This window comes from Nocardioides sp. NPDC127503 (assembly GCF_040302165.1).
GTDB lineage: Bacteria > Actinomycetota > Actinomycetes > Propionibacteriales > Nocardioidaceae > Nocardioides.
This window is the reverse complement of the sequence record NZ_JBEORH010000003.1, coordinates 223,907-240,910: the sequence shown is the minus strand read 5'-3', so window position 1 is coordinate 240,910 and position 17,004 is coordinate 223,907. Positions and strand designations below refer to the sequence as shown.

Sequence of the window (17,004 nt, the reverse complement as noted above, 5' to 3'; positions counted from 1 at the left end):
GATCGAACGTACAATGTTTGTACAAGGTATGTCAAAGGTTTGAAAGGGGCACGATGATGAAGATCGATCGAACCGTGGAGACCTCCGCACCGACCTCCGAGGTGTTCGACTTCCTGGCCGACTTCACCAACACCGAGGAGTGGGATCCGGGCACCGTGCGCACCGACCGCATCTCCGGGAACGGCGGGGTCGGGACGGCGTACGCGAACACCTCTCGCTTCCTCGGGCGCAACACCGATCTCACCTACGTGGTCGAGATCTACGAGCCCGGCAAGCGGGTCAGGCTGCGAGGCGAGAACAAGACGGTCGTGGCCCATGACACGATGACCTTCGTACCGACAGCCACGGGCGGAACCTCTGTACGTTACGTGGCCGAGTTCGAGCTGAAAGGCATGGCCAGGATGGTGGCCCCACTGCTGACCCCCGCATTCACCCGGTTGGGTGACTCCGCCTCCGAGCAGATGCGCGCGACCCTGGACCGACTGGCCCGGTAGCCACGCAGATGTACACCATCAAGCACGCGGCACAGCGGGTCGGCATCACCACCGCGACGCTTCGTGCCTGGGAGCGCCGATACGGCGTCATCGCTCCCCACCGGTCCGAGAGCGGCTACCGCCTGTACGGCGACCACGACGTCGCCGTGCTGCGCTCGATGAAGCAGCTCGTGGACCAGGGATGGTCGGCCGGCCTGGCTGCGGCCGAGGCGATCCGGCTCGATCGTGCGCAGCCCGCTCACGAGGTCACCGCGGAGGCACGGGGCGACGGGGCCGGCCCCTCCGCCGACCTCGCGGAGCGGCTGACGACCGCCGCGTCGGCACTCGACACCACCGCCCTGGCGGCGACCCTGGACCAGGTGTTCGCCCTCGGCGGCTTCGAGACGGTGATGGCCGAGCACGTCTTCCCCGCCCTGGAGGAGCTCGGAGACGCCTGGGCCGACGGCCGGGTCAGCATCGCCGGCGAGCACCTGGCCTCGAACGCGGTGATGCGGCGCCTCGCCCTCGCCTACGAGGCGGCGGCCGCCCATGGCCACGGCCCCCGCATCGCCCTCGGGACCGCACCCAACACCCGCCACGAGATCGGTCTCTTCGCCTTCGCCGTCGCCGCCCGGCGACACGGCATGGACACCGACTACCTGGGTGCCGACCTGCCGATCGACGACTGGCTAGGCGTCGTCGACGATCCCGCTCTCGCCGCCGCGGTGCTGGTGATCCCGACCACCGCCGACATCATCGCCACCGCCGCGGTGATCACCGCCCTGCACGACCACCGCCCCGAGCTGATCGTCGCCGTCGGCGGAGCCCAGCAGAGCCACGCCCCCGAACCCGCGATCCGCCTGGGCCACGACATCGCTGCCGGCGCGAAGACCCTGGCGGCCACCATCTCGCAGCAGCAGCGCTGACCAGCTCGCGCAGACGAACCTGGCCGGGCTACTCGGGCAAGGTGGCACGGAGCACGCGCAGCGTGTTGCCTCCCATGATCGCGGCGACCTCGGTCTCGTCGTAACCCCGATCGACGAGCTCCTGGGTGATCGCGGCGAGGTCGCTGGCGTCCCAGCCGACGGTGGTGGCGCCGTCGTAGTCGCTGCCGAGCGCCGCGGTCTCGATGCCGCCGACCTCGACGACGTGGTCGATGGCGTCGACGACGGCCTTGACAGTCAGGTCGCACACCGCGGCGTCCCAGTAGCCGACGCCGACGACACCCCCGGTCGCGGCGACCCCGCGTACCTCCTCGTCGGTCAGGTTCCGGTTGACGTCGCAGGTCGCCTGTACGCCGCCATGGCTGAGCACCACCGGCTTGGTCGCCATGTCGAGCATCTCGGCGACTGCGGTGTGGCTGGCGTGCGCGACGTCGACGATGATGCCGCGACGCTCCATCTCGGCGAAGACGCGGCGCCCGAGATCGGTGAGACCGCCCTTCTCGACCCCGTGCATGGAGCCGGCCACCTCGTTGTCGAAGAAGTGGGTGAACCCGGCCATCCGCATGCCGGCGTCGTAGAGCGTGTCCAGGTTGTCGAAGTCCCCCTCGAGGTTCTGGAGGCCCTCGACCGAGAAGAGCGCACCGGTGACCTGCTTTCCGGCCTCACGGTCGGCGATGAGGGCGTCCAGGTCGGCGCGGGTGCGGATCAGCCGCAGCTTGCCGTCGGAGTCCGCCGCCGCCTTGTCGAGCTTCTCGGCATGGAAGAGCGAGCGGTCGAGCAGCGACGTCCAGGTGCGGGGAGGCTGGAGCTGGGCGAAGGTCAGCAGGGTGATGTTGTCGCTGTCGCCGGTGTTGCTGTCGTAGTTCTGCCCCTTGGGCGACTTCGACACCGACGAGAACACCTGGAGCGCGACGTTGCCGTCCTCCATGCGATGCAGGTCCATGTGACCCCGGTCGGAGTGCTCCAGAACGTCGCGGTCCCACATCAGGGTGTCGCTGTGCATGTCGATGACCTGCAGGGAGTCGTGGAGCCGTCGCGTCTCGGCCGTGACCTCCGGCAGGCTGGCCGGACGGATCTTGTTCTGGCCGTTCTCCACGATCCCGGGCGCCAAGGCGAAGAAGCCGGCGCCGCAGATGACGAGTATGGCGAGTACGGCCAGAAGCAACGGCTTCATCCAGCGGATCATGTTTTCGGGGTCCTCTCGGGGCAGGCTCGGAACGGGCCGAGCGCACGGGCGGGGACGAGTATCGCGGCGCGTACCTCGACGGCCGGCGAATTGGACCGAATCGCTCGTCCGGCGGGGTGATCCGACAGGATGTGACCATGGCGACACTGGATGAGGACGACTTTTCGCTCATCCACGCACTCCAGATCAGGCCACGCGCATCCTGGACGGACCTCGCGGCCGCGCTCGGCACCTCGCCGACGACGCTGAGCCGCCGCTGGGAGCGACTGCGGGCCGACGGCAGCGCCTGGGTCATCGGCCATCCGCGGGTCCGAGGGCACTACGGGACCAGCCTCGCCATCGCCGAGATCTCCTGTGTCAGCGGGCGCGCGAGCACGCTCGCCCAGGAGCTGGCCGGGTGGCCGATGATCATCACCATCGAGGAGGCTGCCCGTGACTACGGCCTGATCGTGACCGCCGTCGGTCTCGGGCCCGGGGACATGCCCAAGCTGCTTCTCGACGACCTGTCCGCGCTGCCGGGCGTTCTCGGCGTACGCGCCCACCACGTCGCCCGGCTCCACCTCGACGCGAGCAGCTGGCGTGTCGGCGGGCTCGACCACGAGCGCGCCCAGGCCGTCGCTCGCATCCCCGACCACGGTGGCGCCGGAGGCGCCCCGTCCGCCCCGGTCAACCCCTGGGCGGAGCCGTACGCCGGCATCACCCAGGCTCTGATCCGGAACGGCCGCAGCAGCGCTGCCGACATCGCCCGCCAGACCGGCCGGCCGCTGTCGACGTCCCGCCGCCAGCTCGGCCAGCTCCTCGCCTCTGACGCTCTCACCTTCCGCTGCGAGGTCGCCCAGGGCCTGACCCCTCTGCCGATCGTCGTGCAGACCTGGTGTCAGGTGCCGGTCGGCGAGGTCAATGAGTGCGTGAACCGCCTGCGGACCACCCCAGGCGTACGCCAGGTCGTCGGCCTGCCCGGACCGACGAACCTGCTGATCGGCACCTGGGCGCGCTCGGTCGAGAGCGCGATGCTCCTCCACGAGCACCTCCAGCGCGATCTCGCTCTCAAGGTGGTCGAGTCCGCGATCATCCTGCGCCAGATCAAACGCCTCGGCTGGAAGCTCGACGAGCTCGGCCGCGCCACCGGGCCGCTGGTCTCCTACCCACCCAGCGCCCCCATGTGACTGACGCCCTGTCAGGCGTCCCCGGACTCCAGTCGCTCGGTCTCGACCTTCAGCGCCTCGATCACACCGGTGACCCAGCGTGCGATGGCGGCCAGCTCCTGCTGATCGAAGCCCTGGTTCATCGCCTCGATCCGCCGAGCGAGCCCGGCCGCTGTCGGACGTGAGGTCTGCTGGAAGCGCGGCGTGGTGTGGATCCTGAACGACCGGCGATCACGGGAGCTGCGCTCGCGGCGTACGTAGTCGACGGCGACCAGCTTGTCGACGATCTTGGTGACGGCGGCGTTGCTCAGGCCGGTGGCGGCCGAGAGCTCCCCGGGGGTGATGCCGTCGGGGTGGCGGGCGACTAGATCGAGCATCTTGTGCTCGCTGTTGCTGACGCCCAGCCGGTGGGCGATGGCCTCGTGGAACATCACCACATGGAGGCTCAGCTCGGAGCCGAGCCGGTTCCCGTCCTCGGACATGGGCCCCCTCACCTCTTCCCGAAATTTGTTTCACCTTAGTGAAATAACAGGTTAGTCTCCAGCCATGGAGATCGAGCTCTCGCCACCCCGGACGACCACTGATTCCCCCACCTTCGCCGGCGCTCTGCTCCGGTGCTACGTCGCGGCCCTGCTCGTGGGAGCCCCGCTCGCGGCATTGCTGCTGACCCCGGGCCTCATGCGGAGCCGTGTCGCCTTGGTTCCCGGGATCACCTCGTTCGGCATCACCGCGTTCATGGTGCTGTCGTTCCTGCTGATCGCGGTGGCACCACGGCTCTCGGCCCGGGTCGCGCCCGGTCCTGGATGGCGGCCGGGGCTCGTCCGCAAGGTCGGTCCCGCGCTCCGTCGCGAGCTGCCCCGCCAGTGGTGGGGCCGCGCCGGCGAGGCGCTGCTGATCTTCATCGCGTCTCAGCTGACCGGCGGCTTCATCGCCTGGATGATGCCCTACATCTGGGCCGACCCGGCCTCCCCCGACGACCAGGTGATCTGGGTGCTCCACTACCCCAACTACGCGACCCAGGCGGTCTCGATGTACCTCGTCATCTGCCTGGCAGCCGCCTGGTTCGGCACCCGGCTGCGCCAGCTGGCCCTCGGCATCGACTTCATCGACCAGGGACAGCCGGTGTCGTAGGCCGCCGTGTCGCCAGCGCTCGTCGCAGGTCAGCGCCCGAGAACGGCGCGGAGCCGGTCCACCTGGGCGGTGCGCTCGGCGAGACGCTGCTCGTCGAGGCTCCGGCTCGACACAGCCGCCAAGAGCTCGTGCGTACGCCGCACCGCGGTCGCATCGTGGGCGACGAGCGACCCGATCAGGCCGGCGAGCGTGGGGTCCAGCTCGGCCGCCGACACGACGCTCTGCGCGAGACCGATCCGCCCGGCCTCCTCAGCGCCCACCTTGCGCGCAGTCGCACAGATCTCGAGCGCTCGCGAGTAGCCCACGGCCTCGACCAGCGGCTTGGTGCCGGCCAGGTCGGGAACCAGCCCCAGGGCAGGCTCCTTCATGCAGACCCAGGCGTCGTCCGCCATGATCCGCAAGTCGCACGCCAGCGCCATCTGGAAACCAGCTCCGATCGCGTACCCCTCGACGACGGCGATCGAGATGAACCTCGGGTCGGCCAGCGCGACGAACGGCCGCTGATACTCGCCGATCAGGTCGATGACCTCCTCATCGCTCCGCGCCAGCGTCGCGACCAGGCTCCCCGCCACCTCGGTCTGCCCCGGGTCGACCAGCGACAGGTCCAGCCCCGCGGAGAACGTGCCGCCTGACCCACGCACCACCACGACCCGCACCTCAGCCGGAAGCGACTCGAGGAACTCCGCGATCGCCGCCCACATCCCCGGATGCTGCGCGTTGCGTACGTCAGGACGATCCAGCAGCACCGTCGCCACCACACCGTCGATGCTCAGATCCACACCTGGTTCGTTCATGTTCATGGCTTCGCCGATCCCTTCGGGCAGGAGTACGTCGCGCGACGCGTCACCAACCTAGAGGACCCCTGCGTTGGTGTAACGCGAGCAGTGCCTATGCGTCCGGCGGGAGCGTCGCCGCAGCCTCATCGAAGAGCCCTCGTAGCGAGGCCTCCCACGCCTGCAGGTCGCTCGCGAGCGTCAGCCAGGTGAGCTCACGGTTGATCTCGTCGTACTGATGGATGATGAAGTTGCGGTTCGCAACGGCGAGCGCCCACTCCACCCCGTCGGGCGCCAAGACACCCAGCCGGGAAAGCCGGTTCGCAGCCTCGCCGAGCTTCATCATGAGCGAGTCTCCAGCTTCTTGAAGAAGCGCGTCGGCGAGATACGCATCCTTGCCTCGACGCACGATCTCGTCGGTCCGCACGAGCCAGGCCTGAATGTGCAGCAGCTCCTTGGCTCCCTTCAGATCCATCAGAGCAACACCGCATCACGACGTACGTCATCGTCGAGCCGCGGCTTCAGGCCGCCATAGTCGACCAGGTCGATCTCCCGTCCGAGGATCTGTTCGAGCACCCTCTTGAACCGGATGAACCCGAAGGACGACGTCCCTTCCGGCGCCTCGACGACGAGGTCGATGTCGGAGTCGAATCGCGCCTCGCCACGAGCCACCGATCCGAAGACCGCGAGTCTGCGGTAGCCCGCATCCTCGGCAACACTCCGGAGGACCGGCCCGACAGCCTCGACCAGAGTTTCGGGGTGAATCCGCGCCAGGCCATTCGCCACCTTCAGCTGCTGACTGACCGCCGGCTGGCTCACCCCGAGCTCGTCGGCGATCTCCCGCTGGCTCATCCCCGACGCCACCATCGCCCGCAGCGCAAGCACACGTCGAAGCCGCGCGACCTCTTCGTCATGTCGCGCTTGGCGGTACGCAGCCACCACGGTCATAAGGGAACCTTATCATCGGGTGCCCGAACTGCCACGTTCACGCCATTGCGTTGTATCGACCTAGAGGTCAGCCGGGAGTGTCGACGAACACGCGACCCATCGCGAAGATGCCGCGCTGCGGGATCCAGAAGTCGCCGAGACGCGCCTGCTGCGACAGGGGCGCCGGCGCACCCGCATCCATGCCGTTGATCGTCGCCGTCGCGTCCACGACTCGCCAGATCCGGAGCGGGTTCGCATCGAACGGGAGACCGTTCGCGGTGAGCCCGGTCATGGAGACCTTGCCGACCCCGAGGGTTGCGGATGCCATGGCGCCCATCGCCCTGAGCATCGCGGACGAGCGCCAGGCCGCCATCGGCATCCCGCCACCCACAGCGTTCATCACTCGCGTCATCGGCGACGCGGCCAGCGTGAGCCGCCAGTCCACGCGTCTCTCGGCTGTCACGCGCAGCTGCGTGGGCCCGTCCCAGGTCACGTCGATCGGGACGACCACGGACTCCTGGACGCCATGGCCGAACCACCGCGAGCACGCGAACTGCGGCTGCGCCGACTCGTAGAAGTGCCAGGACCCGTCCGGCTCGCGGTGCCAGATGGAGGTGAACTGCTCCCCCACGGACGACGCCGTCCACCGCCGCAGCCCCAGCACATGTCCCGACTCGAAGGTCTGCCCCATCACCCCGTAACCCGCGACGCGCTCCTCCGACCCCGGCGGCAGCTTCGGGTGCCGCCCGGACTCCTCGGCGTACTCGCGCGGTGGCCTCATCTCCACAGGCTAGACCCCCTCAGGCGCCCGGTCGATGACCATCACGGGACGGCCGCAGGCCCGGCGCGATGCGCCGGGCCTGCGATGGTGATGCTCCCAGCACGAAGCCGGGTCAGCGGGTCCCTAGGAGCGGGCCGCCTCGATCTGGGCGCTCACGTCGTAGGGGAACTCCGAGGTGATGCCGATCTTGTCGTACTCCATCTTCGAGGCGTCGAACCCGTCGTTCCAGTTGCCGTTGGTGACCTCGTTGCACTGGTAGGACTGGTAGGACTGATCGGTGGTCTCGCCGACCTCGATGTTGGCGAAGGAGAACCCGCAGCCGCCGGCGTCCATGTGGATACCGCGGGTGCCGGAGTCGGGCATCTCCCCGACCGGGTCGGTCAGCACGTCACCGATCACCATCTGCTCCACCTTGTTCTTGATCGGGTGCGGATCCTGGTTGGCCACGCCGTAGGTGTAGAACGCGCCCATGTCACCTGAGTCCAGGCCTGCGTTCTGGATCTCGATGTAGCGGAAGGTGTTGTTGTCGGTGTACTGCTCGCCATCGACGACCTCCGGACGGGACTCCAGGCTGATGCCGTACCGCGCGGAGTGGTTGACGAAGATGTTCTCGACCAGGTTGTTGCCGGTGTCCATCAGCTCGATGCCGGACGCATCGCCGGGCACCGTCTCGCCGATGTGGTCGATGAACACGTTGGAGATCGTGTGACCGTGGCTCAGGTCGCCCTCCCCCGGCCAGCCACCCTCGATCTTGATCGCGTCCGCGCCGATGTTCTCGAACAAGCTGTTGGTGACCTTGAGTCCCTCGTTGGCGAACAGGGCGTAGACACCCATGAACCCGGTGTCGGAGACGTGCAGGTTGGTCAGCGTGACGTCCTTGGTGTTCTCCAGCGTGATCGCACCGAACCGGTTGCGCGGCATCTCGATCTGCCGGTCGTACTCGGGGTACTTGTGCGGCTCGCCCGAGTCGCCCGCCGAGATCCATCCCGCGCGGTACCAGTCGACGAAGTCGCTGTGCTGCAGCCCGATGCCGTCGAAGGTGATGTCGTGCGCGCGTCGCTCCGGCGTCGCGCCCTTCACATCGATCAGCTTCTTCACCGTCGGCGCCATGATCCGCACCTTGCTGATGTCGCCCTTCGGCTTGTAGTAGATCTCGTTGTTGGCGTAGTCGAAGTAGTACTCACCCGCCTGGTCCAGGAACGGGAGGGCGTTCTGGATGAAGTAGCGCGAGCCGCCACCGCTGTTGACCAGCGCGTAGCGGGTCCAGTACTTCAGCGTGGTGAAGCCCTTGCGGTAGTCGGCCCCACCGAGCGGCACGGTGTCGGTGAACCAGCTCCAGGAGCCACCGGACCACACGGTCACCTGGGCGTTGGCCAGGGGGTTGCTGGTCGGGGTGTCGTCCCACGCCGGGTCCCAGTCACCTTCCTCCCAGTACAGCCACTGCCGCACAGCCTCCTTCTCGGGCTCGCCGAGCTTGGAGAAGAGGTACGGCCCGTGCGAGTCCACCGACCCACGGTTGGGATAGCGGGCGACCTCGGCTCGCGCGCCGTCCTCGAACAGCGTGTAGAACCGCTGCCCCGGCTCGACCTTGGTCTTGTAGATCCCGTCGCGGAACGGCTCCCAGCCGGTCAGCTCCTTCGCGCCGGTCAGAACCGCCTTGCCCGGTCCATCGACCGACCGGTACACCACGTCGTGGCCGTTGCTGCCGCTGTCGCGGTCGTCGAGCTCGAGTGTCGAGTCGACCTGGTACTCACCGCCTCGTACGTTGACCGTGACGTCGCAACCCATGTTGGCATTGAGCTTCTTGTCGCGGATCTCGTCGCGGGCACGCTCCGGGGTCGCGAACGGCGCCGCCTCCGAGCCGGCGGCCTCGTCGCTTCCGTCGGGCGAGACCCAGAGGGTCTTGCACTTTCCTCCCGCCGCGTCGGCGGTTTCTGTGGTGACGGCGAAGCCGGTGACCGCGACGACGGCTGCCGCGGCCAGCGCGCCGAGACGGCGCGTCCTTGGTTGCTGCATGGTCCGTTCCCTTCTCTATGGGGGCGGAGCGCCCGGCGAGAGGCAGAAGAACCACCCGAGGGTGGCCACGCGGCCTCCGAGACGAGCTCCGTGTGACATACGCCACGCCACTAGCGTGATGTCAGACATATGACGTGTCAAGACCTGCCTGGATGATGAGATGTCGCACCCGGCCACGCCGCACGCCCAATGCCCGCGCTCGGCGACGTACGATGTCCTACACTTCCGGGTATGCCGCAACCGCTTACCCGGACCACCACGGTCCTCTCTCAGCCGCGTGACCGGCAGCCGATGCTCGGTGTGGTCGTCGTCGACGAGCTCGTCGATGCGATCGTCTCCGGACGCCTGGCTCCGGGCGACGCGCTGCCGCCCGAAGGCCCCCTCAGCGAGCAGTTCGGCGTGAGCCGCACCGTCGTTCGCGAGTCCGTGAAGCGCATCGAGGAGAAGGGCCTGGTCACGATCGCGCGCGGTCGCGGCACCGAGGTCCGCCCGATGACGGCGTGGAACACGATGGACCGAGTGGTCCTCACCGCCTTGATCAAGCACGACGAGACGCTGGGCATCCTCGACGAGCTCAGTGTCGTACGCGCCCAGCTCGAGTCCGTGATGGCGGCAGAGGCCGCCCAGCGGCGATCGGACGACCAGATCGCCGAGCTCGACCAGGCGATGCAGCGGATGCGGGAGAGCACCGCCGACGAGGACGTCTTCCGCGCCGCCGACGTGGCATTCCACGAGACCGTCATGGAGCTGTCCCGCAACCGGCTCGCCGGCAACATCGCACGTACGCTCATGGACCACGCCCTGGAGAGCTCGCGCTACCACGGGGTCGACACCCCCGACGCGTTCGCGCTGACCCTGGGTGAGCACGAGGCCGTGCACGCCGCGATCTCCGAGGGCGACCCGGTGCGGGCGCAGGACGCGATGAACAACCACATCCTCGAGGCGTGGCGCCGCCGCAGGCTGCCGTTGCCCGAGGCCGGCAACAGCGAAGGCTGAACCCGGGTGTGGGCGGCCGCCACCTGGCCGCCCACACCTCAGCCCTTGACCGCTCCGGCGGCCAGGCCGCTCATCACCCAGCGCTGCGTGAGCACGAAGATCACCAGGATGGGCAGCACGGCGAGCAGCAGCGTGGGGAACACCTGCGTGTAGTCGGCGGAGTACTCCCCCACCGAGGCGTAGACACCGGTGGTGACCGTGTAGAGGCCCGAGCCGGGTCCCAGGATGAGCTGCGGACTGGCGAAGTCGTTCCACACGCTCAAGGTGTTCAGGATGAACACGGTCGCCAGGATCGGCTTCATGAGCGGCAGGATGATCGTCCACAACGTCCGATAGGGGCCAGCGCCGTCGATCGCCGCGGCCTCGTCGAGCGAGGCTGGCAGCATGCGGATGAACCCGGTGAAGACGAAGATCGTGAACGGCACCGTCGCCGAGGCCATGAAGAGCACCAGCCCGGGGAACGTCGACATCAGCCCGAGTGCCCGGAGCACGAAGATCACCGGCACGAGAATCACCTGGGTCGGGATGAACATGCCCGAGATGAAGAACAGCAGCGCCGCACCGAACACCGGACACGGCGAGCGCGCGATGACGTACGCCGCGGGCGCGCACACGCCGATGGAGACGATGTTGACGCAGATGACCAGCCCGATCGTCACGGCGTAGCCGAACGCGATGTCGAAGTCCGGGTTGTTCCAGGCCGCGACGAGATGCTCGAGGGTGAACTGGCCGGGCGACAGCGAGAAGGGCCTGCTGACGATGTCGCGCTGGTCCTTGAACGCGTTGACGACGAGCAGGTACATCGGCACCAGCATGAACAGGCACAGCGCTGTCACCGCGGCGTACCAGCCCGGCGTACGACGCTCGCCGATCGGGCTCCGGCGACCCGTTAGTGCTCGCAGCGCGCTCATTCCTGGACCCCCTGGTCGTGACGGCGTCGCAGCGCGAGTACGCCGAACGCGAGGATCGCAGCCACCAGGATGAGGACCACGGCCTCAGCCGAGGCCAGCCCGACCTGCCGCTTGGGGAACTCCACGGCGAGGATCTGGTAGGCGAAGGTCTTCGTGGAGCCTGCCGGCCCACCGCCGGTCAGGGAGACCACGACGTCGTAGGTCTTGAGCAGCGAGATCATCGAGGTGATCAGGGCCACCGTCACCGAGGGCGCGAGAGCCGGCCAGGTGACGTGGCGGAAGGTCTGCCAGCGGTTGGCGCCGTCCATGCGCGAGGCCTCCAAGAGCTCGGCGGGCACGGCCTGCAGCCCCGCGAGATAGATGAGCAGCTGGACGCCGAACTGCGCCCAGGCGATGACGAGGATCAGGGTGGCGAGCGCCCAGGTCTCGTCACTGAGGAACGGGAGCGGGCTGCTGCCCAGGTTCTCCAGCAGCGAGTTGACGGCGCCCTGCGGGCCCAGGATCGCCGACCAGAGGAAGCCGACCACGATCAGGCTGAGCACGTGCGGGTAGAACATGACCACCCGGGCGAACGCGGTGAAGCGCGTGGTGCGCCACAGCAGGAGAGCCAGGCCCAGTGCCGCGGCGTTGATCACCATCGAGCCCGCGACCGCGACGATCGCGGTCACGACCATGGAGCCTCGGACGTCCGTGGATTCGAAGAGCCGGACGTAGTTGTCGAAGCCGACGATCTCCGGGGTCTGTGTCGGGAAGCCGTTGTAGTCGGTGAAGCTGTAGTAGACGGCGTACCCGACGGGCACGACGAGGAGTCCGACGAAGACCACCAACGCGGGCAGCACCATCGAGGCCTCTACCCACCGCGAGGTGCGCGGACGGGAACCGGAGGACCGGCCGATCGCCCGGCGAGGCGGGGCCCCTCCCTCCCGCGGCAGGTCCACTGCCGCGGGAGGGCTGTCGGTGTTGCTGGCGCTCATGAGAGCCATCATCGTTCTCCTCGTCGTGGCCCCGAGGGGTCAGCCATTCTGCTCGGCCCAGTCGTCGAGTGCCTTCGCGGCGTCCTCGGGGCTGGTTCCGGTGTAGAGGCTCTGCACGATCTCGGTGAACTTGTCGTTGAGACCCACGACAGGCAGGCGGATGTCGCCCGCGCCCTCGCCCACCGCCACCAGCTCGGGTGCCTCGTCGATGATCGCCTGGATCTCCGTCGCGACCGGGGACTGCTCGACGGAAGCTCCGGCACGGAACACGCCGTCGGCGGTCAGCTGGCTCTCGATCGCGGCCTGGTCGGTCACCAGATACTCGACGAGTTGGAGGGCTTCGTCGGAGTGCTCGCTACCGCCGTAGACCATGTAGGGGCTGGCCATGGTGGCGCCCTGCGGGCCGGGGTAGGCCATGCCCTTGTCCACCGGCGGGGAGAAGACGCCCACCTCGAAGGGGAGCTCGCCGGCGTTGTCCAGGCTGGCGACGAGCCAGCTCCCGAGCGGGTACATCCCGACCTTGCCGTCCATGAAGTTGGCGTCGGCCGTGGTCGGGTCGAGGCCGACGTCGGTCTTCTTGATGTAGCCGTCGCCCAGCCAGGTGGCGTAGTGCTCGAACATCGGCTCGAAAGCGTCGCCGAGCGTCAGCTTCTCGTCGGCGACGGCCGTCTGCCACTCGGGCTGCTCGGTGTTGAGGGTGGGGTGCCACAGCTGCTGGAGCTGGAGGCCGGTCTCCCACTGGCCCGCGGTCTGGAGCGGGGTGTAGCCGGCAGCGGCGAGCTTGCCGAGCGCGGCGTCGAACTCGTCCCAGGTCTGCGGCGTGGCCTTGATGCCGGCCTTCTCGAAGGCGGTCTTGTTGTAGTAGACGAGCGACTGCGCCTGGGAGCCGACACCGGCGACCAGTCGCTTGCCGTCGATGGCGTAGGTGTCGACCATCGGGGTGTCCTCGACCCAGCTCTCGTCGGAGAGATCCAGCACCTCGGGAGCGATCTGATCGTCCGGGAAGATCGACTGGACCACGTCGGGGGCGGTGCCCGCCGCGAGCTGAGAGCTGAAGGTCTCGCTCACGTTGGTGCCGGTCGGGCCCTCGATCTTGACGTCGATGCCGGTCTCGTCCTCGAAGGGCTTCACCAGGTCGTTCCAGAAGTCCTTGGTGAGGTTGTCGGTCAGGTTGACCAGCACCCGCACCTCCTTGCTGTCGTCGCTGGCGGCGCCGTTGCCTCCGCAGGCCGCGGTCGCGATCAGGGGAAGCAGAGCCGCTGCGACAGCACCCGCCCTCCACAAGCGTCGTGTCTCCACAGGAATCTCCGTTTCGTCGTCCGTCGATCTTCATCCGACGGAGGTTGTACGCGTGGACTCTGGCGATTCGGACTGCCGACCACCGGAGTGAGGAAAGCGCTATCCCGGGCGCCAACGTGACGAAGATAACACATCTTATGTTTAAATGGGCAAGCCCAGATCTCGCCGTTTCCGAAACGGCTCCGACAGCCTCGACGACCGAGAGGATCCGCCTCGTGCGCGCCGCTTTTGCGATGACTCCCCATCTTCAGCATCGGTTCTTCGATGCGCCCCTACTGGCCGAGCTGGGCGAGCTCGTCGACATCGATCCCGACCTCGTACTGACGTCGTACGACGACCCGCGTGCCGCCGACGTGGACGTGCTCGTCACCGCCTGGGGCACGCCGACCATCGACGCACCGGCGCTCGCCCGGATGCCTCGGCTGCGCGCCGTCGTCCATGCCGCCAGCTCGGTGAAGTACTTCCTCACCCCGGCGGCCTGGGAGCGTGACCTCCGGGTCACCTGCGGCGTGGAGCCCAACGCTCGCCCGGTCGCCGAGTACGCCCTGGCCGCGGTGCTGTGGGCGACGAAGTCGGTCCTGCCGCTGACCGAGCGGTTCCGCGCCGATCGGGTGGCACCCGATCTCACCGTCGATGACACCATCGACGGTGCGTACGGCACGACCATCGGTGTGCTGGGCGCCTCGGCCACCGGCCGGGCGCTGATCGAGCTGCTCGCCCCGTTCGACCTCACCGTCCTGGTCAGCGACCCCACGATCGACGCAGCGCGCGCCGCCGAGCTGGGCGCAGACCTCGTGGACCTCGACCAGCTCTTCACGCGCTCGCGCGTCGTCTCGCTCCATGCGCCGCTGCTGCCGCAGACCCGACACCTCGTCGACACCCGCCTGCTCGAGTCGATGGGCGACGGCGCGACGCTGATCAACACCGCTCGGGGAGGCATCGTCGACCACGACGCGCTCCGTGCCGAGCTCGTCTCGGGCCGGCTGCGCGCGGTCCTGGACGTGACCGAGCCCGAGCCGCTCCCCGCTGACGATCCGATGTGGACCCTGTCCAACGTCACCCTGACCCCGCACATCGCCGGCTCGCAAGGCGGTGAGCTGCGCCGTCTGGGCCGCTGCGCCGTCGACGAGGTGCGCGCCCTGATCGAGGGCCGGCCGCCGCTGCGCCCGGTCGACCCCACCAGCCTGGCCACCAGCGCATGACCGACACCTTGAAACCGGAGACCGACGTGACGACCCCCACCACCGCGCCCGACCTCGCCCATCTCACCCGCTGGTTCCTGACCTGGGTCACCGACGAGGGGGCGATCAACGGCTTCCACAACCACAGCGTGTGGGGCACGAACCCCGCGACCTTCCTCGACTGGACCAGCGGTCATGCCGCCTTCTCCGCGCCGGCACTCGGCGCCGTCGCGCAGCTCCTCGCCGCACAGCCCGACGACCGGGCCGCCGAGGTGTGGCGCCGGATGATGCGCTTCCAGAGCAGCGCCCTGCAGGACGACGACCAGTACAAGCACGTCGGCTTCCAGGTCGGCGAGTCGGCCACGACCGGCCTGATCCACAACGCCACCGGCAGCATCGGCCTGCTCCTCGGGCTCAAGCACGCCCGGCACCTGCTCGACGACGCCGAGGTCGACCGCATCGTCGACGTGGTGCGCCGCAACCTGGTCGCCCTCCACTCCTTCGGCGGTGGCCGCCCTGCCGAGGACGGCACCTGCAACCAGGAGTACGCACGGGTGTGGGTCAAGCTGCTGCTCTCCGAGGTGACCGGCGATGACAGCGGCCTGGCCGAGATCGGCGAGGACCTCGACGTCCTCATCGCCCGCCACCACGAGCCCGGAGTCCCGGACGCCGACTCCTCGGGCACCTGGCGGCAGGCCGAAGACCGGGTCACCGGCGGGATCCTCGAGCCCGCGGAGTACTACGGCCTGATGATCATGCCGCTGCTGCTCGGCCACCTCCGCCTGGGTGAGCAGCGCTACCTCGACGAGGCGGTCCGGCTGTGCCGCCACGTCGCCCGCTCGGCGTGGACCGACGCGGACGAGCAGACCCGCTTCCACCGCTACTGGTACGTCGCACCCAGCACGACCCTGAAGAGCGACACCCCCATGCTGATCGCTGGCATGGGCCTGACGCTGCACGGCATCCGTGAGGTGTGCCGGGTGCGCCCCGACGCCGAGCTCGAGGAGTTCATGGCGCGCTGCCGAGCGACGTACGCGCACTATCAGGCGCCGGCCGGCTACTTCGCCTCGGCGACCCACTGGGGCACCGAGGCCGACGTCGCCCCGAGCACCGCGTGGCACGCCCACGACCTGGTGTTCCTCGCCGACGACGTCGAGGACCCGGGCCCGGACTTCTGGACGACGGTGCTCACGCCCGACGAGCGCCAGTCGGTGCTGATGACCAACCGGGCCGTATGGGCCGAGTACGGCGCGCACTGGTGCATCCGCAGCCCGCTGACCGCAGGCGACCTCCACCTCTACGGCCGCAAGGACCGGGCGGTGTTCGGGCGCGACTTCTTCGCGTGGACCGACAAGGTGCCGCTCGACGACGAGCTGCGCTACCCCGACGCGCCGCTCTTCCTCGAGACCAACGACGGCATGCGTCGCGTGGACGCCTCCGATCGCCCCACGGACGTCTCGACGCTGGGCACGACCTACCGGGGCACGCTCTGAGCGCGCCCACCGGCTGGCCCCTGCTGCGGCCCGGGATGTGCTCGGTCACCGCCCGTCATCTTCCGACGGACGGGGTGCTCGAGGTCGCCGCGAAGGCGGGTCTGGCCTGCATCGAGTGGGGGGCAGACGTCCACGCCCCGCCTGCCGGCGACCTGCGCGGCCTGGCCGATGCGACCGCTGCTGCCGGGCTGGCCGTCGCCTCCTACGGCACCTACTGGCGGGCGCCGGCGGACGACGACGGGGCCGCGCTGATCGACGCGGCCGTGGCGCTGGGCTGCACACGCCTACGCATCTGGGCCGGCACCACCGGCTCGGCCGAGGCCTCCCCCACCGAGCGCGCCGAGGTCGTACGTCGCGTACAGAGGCTGGCCGACGAGGCGGCGGGCCACGGCCTCGAGCTCGCCTTCGAGCACCACGACCGGACACTGGCAGACACCGCCGAGTCCACCCTCGACCTCCTGGCCGAGGTGGACCGGCCGAACCTCGGCACCTACTGGCAGCCCCGGGTGGGCGAGCCGGCAGAAGTGGCCCTGGCCGGGCTGGCTCGGCTGCTCCCGCACGTACGTGCGGTGCACGCGTTCTCCTGGTGGCCAGGTCTCGAGCGCCTGCCGTTGGCGGCCCGCGCCGACCTGTGGCCACCGGTGCTGGAGATGCTCGCCACCACCGGGCGACCGACGGACGTCCTGCTGGAGTTCCTGCCCGACGACGACCTGACCCTGCTGACGAGCGAGGCAGGTCGCCTGCGCGAGTGGATCGCGCAGGCGACCTGACAGC

At 68.9% G+C, this 17,004-nt stretch carries 18 protein-coding genes; 8 read left to right on the top strand and 10 right to left on the bottom strand.

Features of this window, described 5'->3' with window-relative positions:
- Positions 1-56: 56 nt before the first annotated feature.
- Positions 57-494, top strand: coding sequence for an SRPBCC family protein (locus tag ABTW65_RS08240; RefSeq protein ID WP_350659513.1), 438 nt, complete (start codon positions 57-59; stop codon positions 492-494).
- Positions 495-502: 8 nt separating this feature from the next.
- On the top strand, positions 503-1,399 hold the full coding sequence (locus ABTW65_RS08235) for a MerR family transcriptional regulator (protein ID WP_350659512.1): 897 nt from the start codon (positions 503-505) through the stop codon (positions 1,397-1,399).
- 28 nt (positions 1,400-1,427) lie between these two features.
- Here ABTW65_RS08235 and ABTW65_RS08230 read toward each other — a convergent pair whose 3' ends face one another.
- On the bottom strand, positions 1,428-2,591 hold the full coding sequence (locus tag ABTW65_RS08230) for a dipeptidase (protein ID WP_350659511.1): 1,164 nt from the start codon (positions 2,589-2,591) through the stop codon (positions 1,428-1,430).
- Between the two features lie 149 nt (positions 2,592-2,740).
- On the opposite strand from ABTW65_RS08230, the gene ABTW65_RS08225 reads away from it, so the two are divergent.
- Positions 2,741-3,769 (top strand): Lrp/AsnC family transcriptional regulator, encoded by a 1,029-nt coding sequence (locus ABTW65_RS08225; RefSeq protein WP_350659509.1) that lies wholly within the window; start codon positions 2,741-2,743, stop codon positions 3,767-3,769.
- Between the two features lie 11 nt (positions 3,770-3,780).
- Here the strand turns inward: ABTW65_RS08225 and ABTW65_RS08220 are convergent, their stop codons facing one another.
- Positions 3,781-4,230, bottom strand: coding sequence for a MarR family winged helix-turn-helix transcriptional regulator (locus ABTW65_RS08220; RefSeq protein ID WP_350659508.1), 450 nt, complete (start codon positions 4,228-4,230; stop codon positions 3,781-3,783).
- Positions 4,231-4,294: 64 nt separating this feature from the next.
- Here ABTW65_RS08220 and ABTW65_RS08215 point away from each other — a divergent pair, with 64 nt between their 5' ends.
- Positions 4,295-4,879, top strand: a complete 585-nt coding sequence (locus tag ABTW65_RS08215; protein WP_350659507.1) for a hypothetical protein — start codon at positions 4,295-4,297, stop codon at positions 4,877-4,879.
- A 29-nt stretch (positions 4,880-4,908) separates the two neighbouring features.
- Here ABTW65_RS08215 and ABTW65_RS08210 read toward each other — a convergent pair whose 3' ends face one another.
- The 5 genes from ABTW65_RS08210 to ABTW65_RS08190 all read right to left on the bottom strand — a co-directional run bounded on the left by ABTW65_RS08210 (position 4,909) and on the right by ABTW65_RS08190 (position 9,376).
- A complete protein-coding gene (locus ABTW65_RS08210) occupies positions 4,909-5,679 on the bottom strand; it encodes an enoyl-CoA hydratase/isomerase family protein (RefSeq protein ID WP_350659505.1) in 771 nt (256 codons plus the stop codon).
- 88 nt (positions 5,680-5,767) lie between these two features.
- The gene (locus tag ABTW65_RS08205) at positions 5,768-6,127 is read right to left on the bottom strand and encodes a HepT-like ribonuclease domain-containing protein (protein ID WP_350659503.1); all 360 of its coding nucleotides are present in this window, start codon (positions 6,125-6,127) and stop codon (positions 5,768-5,770) included.
- A complete protein-coding gene (locus tag ABTW65_RS08200; RefSeq protein ID WP_350659502.1) occupies positions 6,127-6,600 on the bottom strand; it encodes a nucleotidyltransferase domain-containing protein in 474 nt (157 codons plus the stop codon). Before ABTW65_RS08200 ends, ABTW65_RS08205 begins: the two co-directional genes overlap by 1 nt.
- A 67-nt stretch (positions 6,601-6,667) precedes the next feature.
- A complete protein-coding gene (locus ABTW65_RS08195) occupies positions 6,668-7,360 on the bottom strand; it encodes a hypothetical protein (RefSeq protein ID WP_350659501.1) in 693 nt (230 codons plus the stop codon).
- 123 nt (positions 7,361-7,483) lie between these two features.
- Positions 7,484-9,376, bottom strand: a complete 1,893-nt coding sequence (locus ABTW65_RS08190; RefSeq protein WP_350659500.1) for a right-handed parallel beta-helix repeat-containing protein — start codon at positions 9,374-9,376, stop codon at positions 7,484-7,486.
- Positions 9,377-9,607: 231 nt separating this feature from the next.
- On the opposite strand from ABTW65_RS08190, the gene ABTW65_RS08185 reads away from it, so the two are divergent.
- A complete protein-coding gene (locus tag ABTW65_RS08185) occupies positions 9,608-10,372 on the top strand; it encodes a FadR/GntR family transcriptional regulator (protein WP_350659499.1) in 765 nt (254 codons plus the stop codon).
- Between the two features lie 38 nt (positions 10,373-10,410).
- Here ABTW65_RS08185 and ABTW65_RS08180 read toward each other — a convergent pair whose 3' ends face one another.
- From ABTW65_RS08180 to ABTW65_RS08170, 3 genes are read right to left on the bottom strand one after another with little or no spacing between them, the layout of a single operon-like run.
- Positions 10,411-11,283, bottom strand: a complete 873-nt coding sequence (locus ABTW65_RS08180; protein ID WP_350659498.1) for a carbohydrate ABC transporter permease — start codon at positions 11,281-11,283, stop codon at positions 10,411-10,413.
- On the bottom strand, positions 11,280-12,257 hold the full coding sequence (locus ABTW65_RS08175; protein ID WP_350659497.1) for a carbohydrate ABC transporter permease: 978 nt from the start codon (positions 12,255-12,257) through the stop codon (positions 11,280-11,282). Before ABTW65_RS08175 ends, ABTW65_RS08180 begins: the two co-directional genes overlap by 4 nt.
- Positions 12,258-12,296: 39 nt before the next feature.
- The gene (locus ABTW65_RS08170; protein ID WP_350659496.1) at positions 12,297-13,556 is read right to left on the bottom strand and encodes an ABC transporter substrate-binding protein; all 1,260 of its coding nucleotides are present in this window, start codon (positions 13,554-13,556) and stop codon (positions 12,297-12,299) included.
- Positions 13,557-13,771: 215 nt separating this feature from the next.
- On the opposite strand from ABTW65_RS08170, the gene ABTW65_RS08165 reads away from it, so the two are divergent.
- Genes ABTW65_RS08165 through ABTW65_RS08155 form a run of 3 tightly spaced genes read left to right on the top strand, consistent with a single transcriptional unit; the run spans position 13,772 to position 17,000 of the window.
- Positions 13,772-14,758, top strand: coding sequence for a hydroxyacid dehydrogenase (locus ABTW65_RS08165; protein WP_350659494.1), 987 nt, complete (start codon positions 13,772-13,774; stop codon positions 14,756-14,758).
- On the top strand, positions 14,755-16,230 hold the full coding sequence (locus ABTW65_RS08160; protein WP_350659493.1) for a hypothetical protein: 1,476 nt from the start codon (positions 14,755-14,757) through the stop codon (positions 16,228-16,230). The genes ABTW65_RS08165 and ABTW65_RS08160 overlap by 4 nt, the downstream gene beginning before the upstream one ends.
- Before the next feature lie 35 nt (positions 16,231-16,265).
- Positions 16,266-17,000: a sugar phosphate isomerase/epimerase family protein gene (locus tag ABTW65_RS08155; protein ID WP_350659491.1), complete on the top strand. Its 735-nt coding sequence runs from the start codon at positions 16,266-16,268 to the stop codon at positions 16,998-17,000.
- Positions 17,001-17,004: the final 4 nt, after the last annotated feature.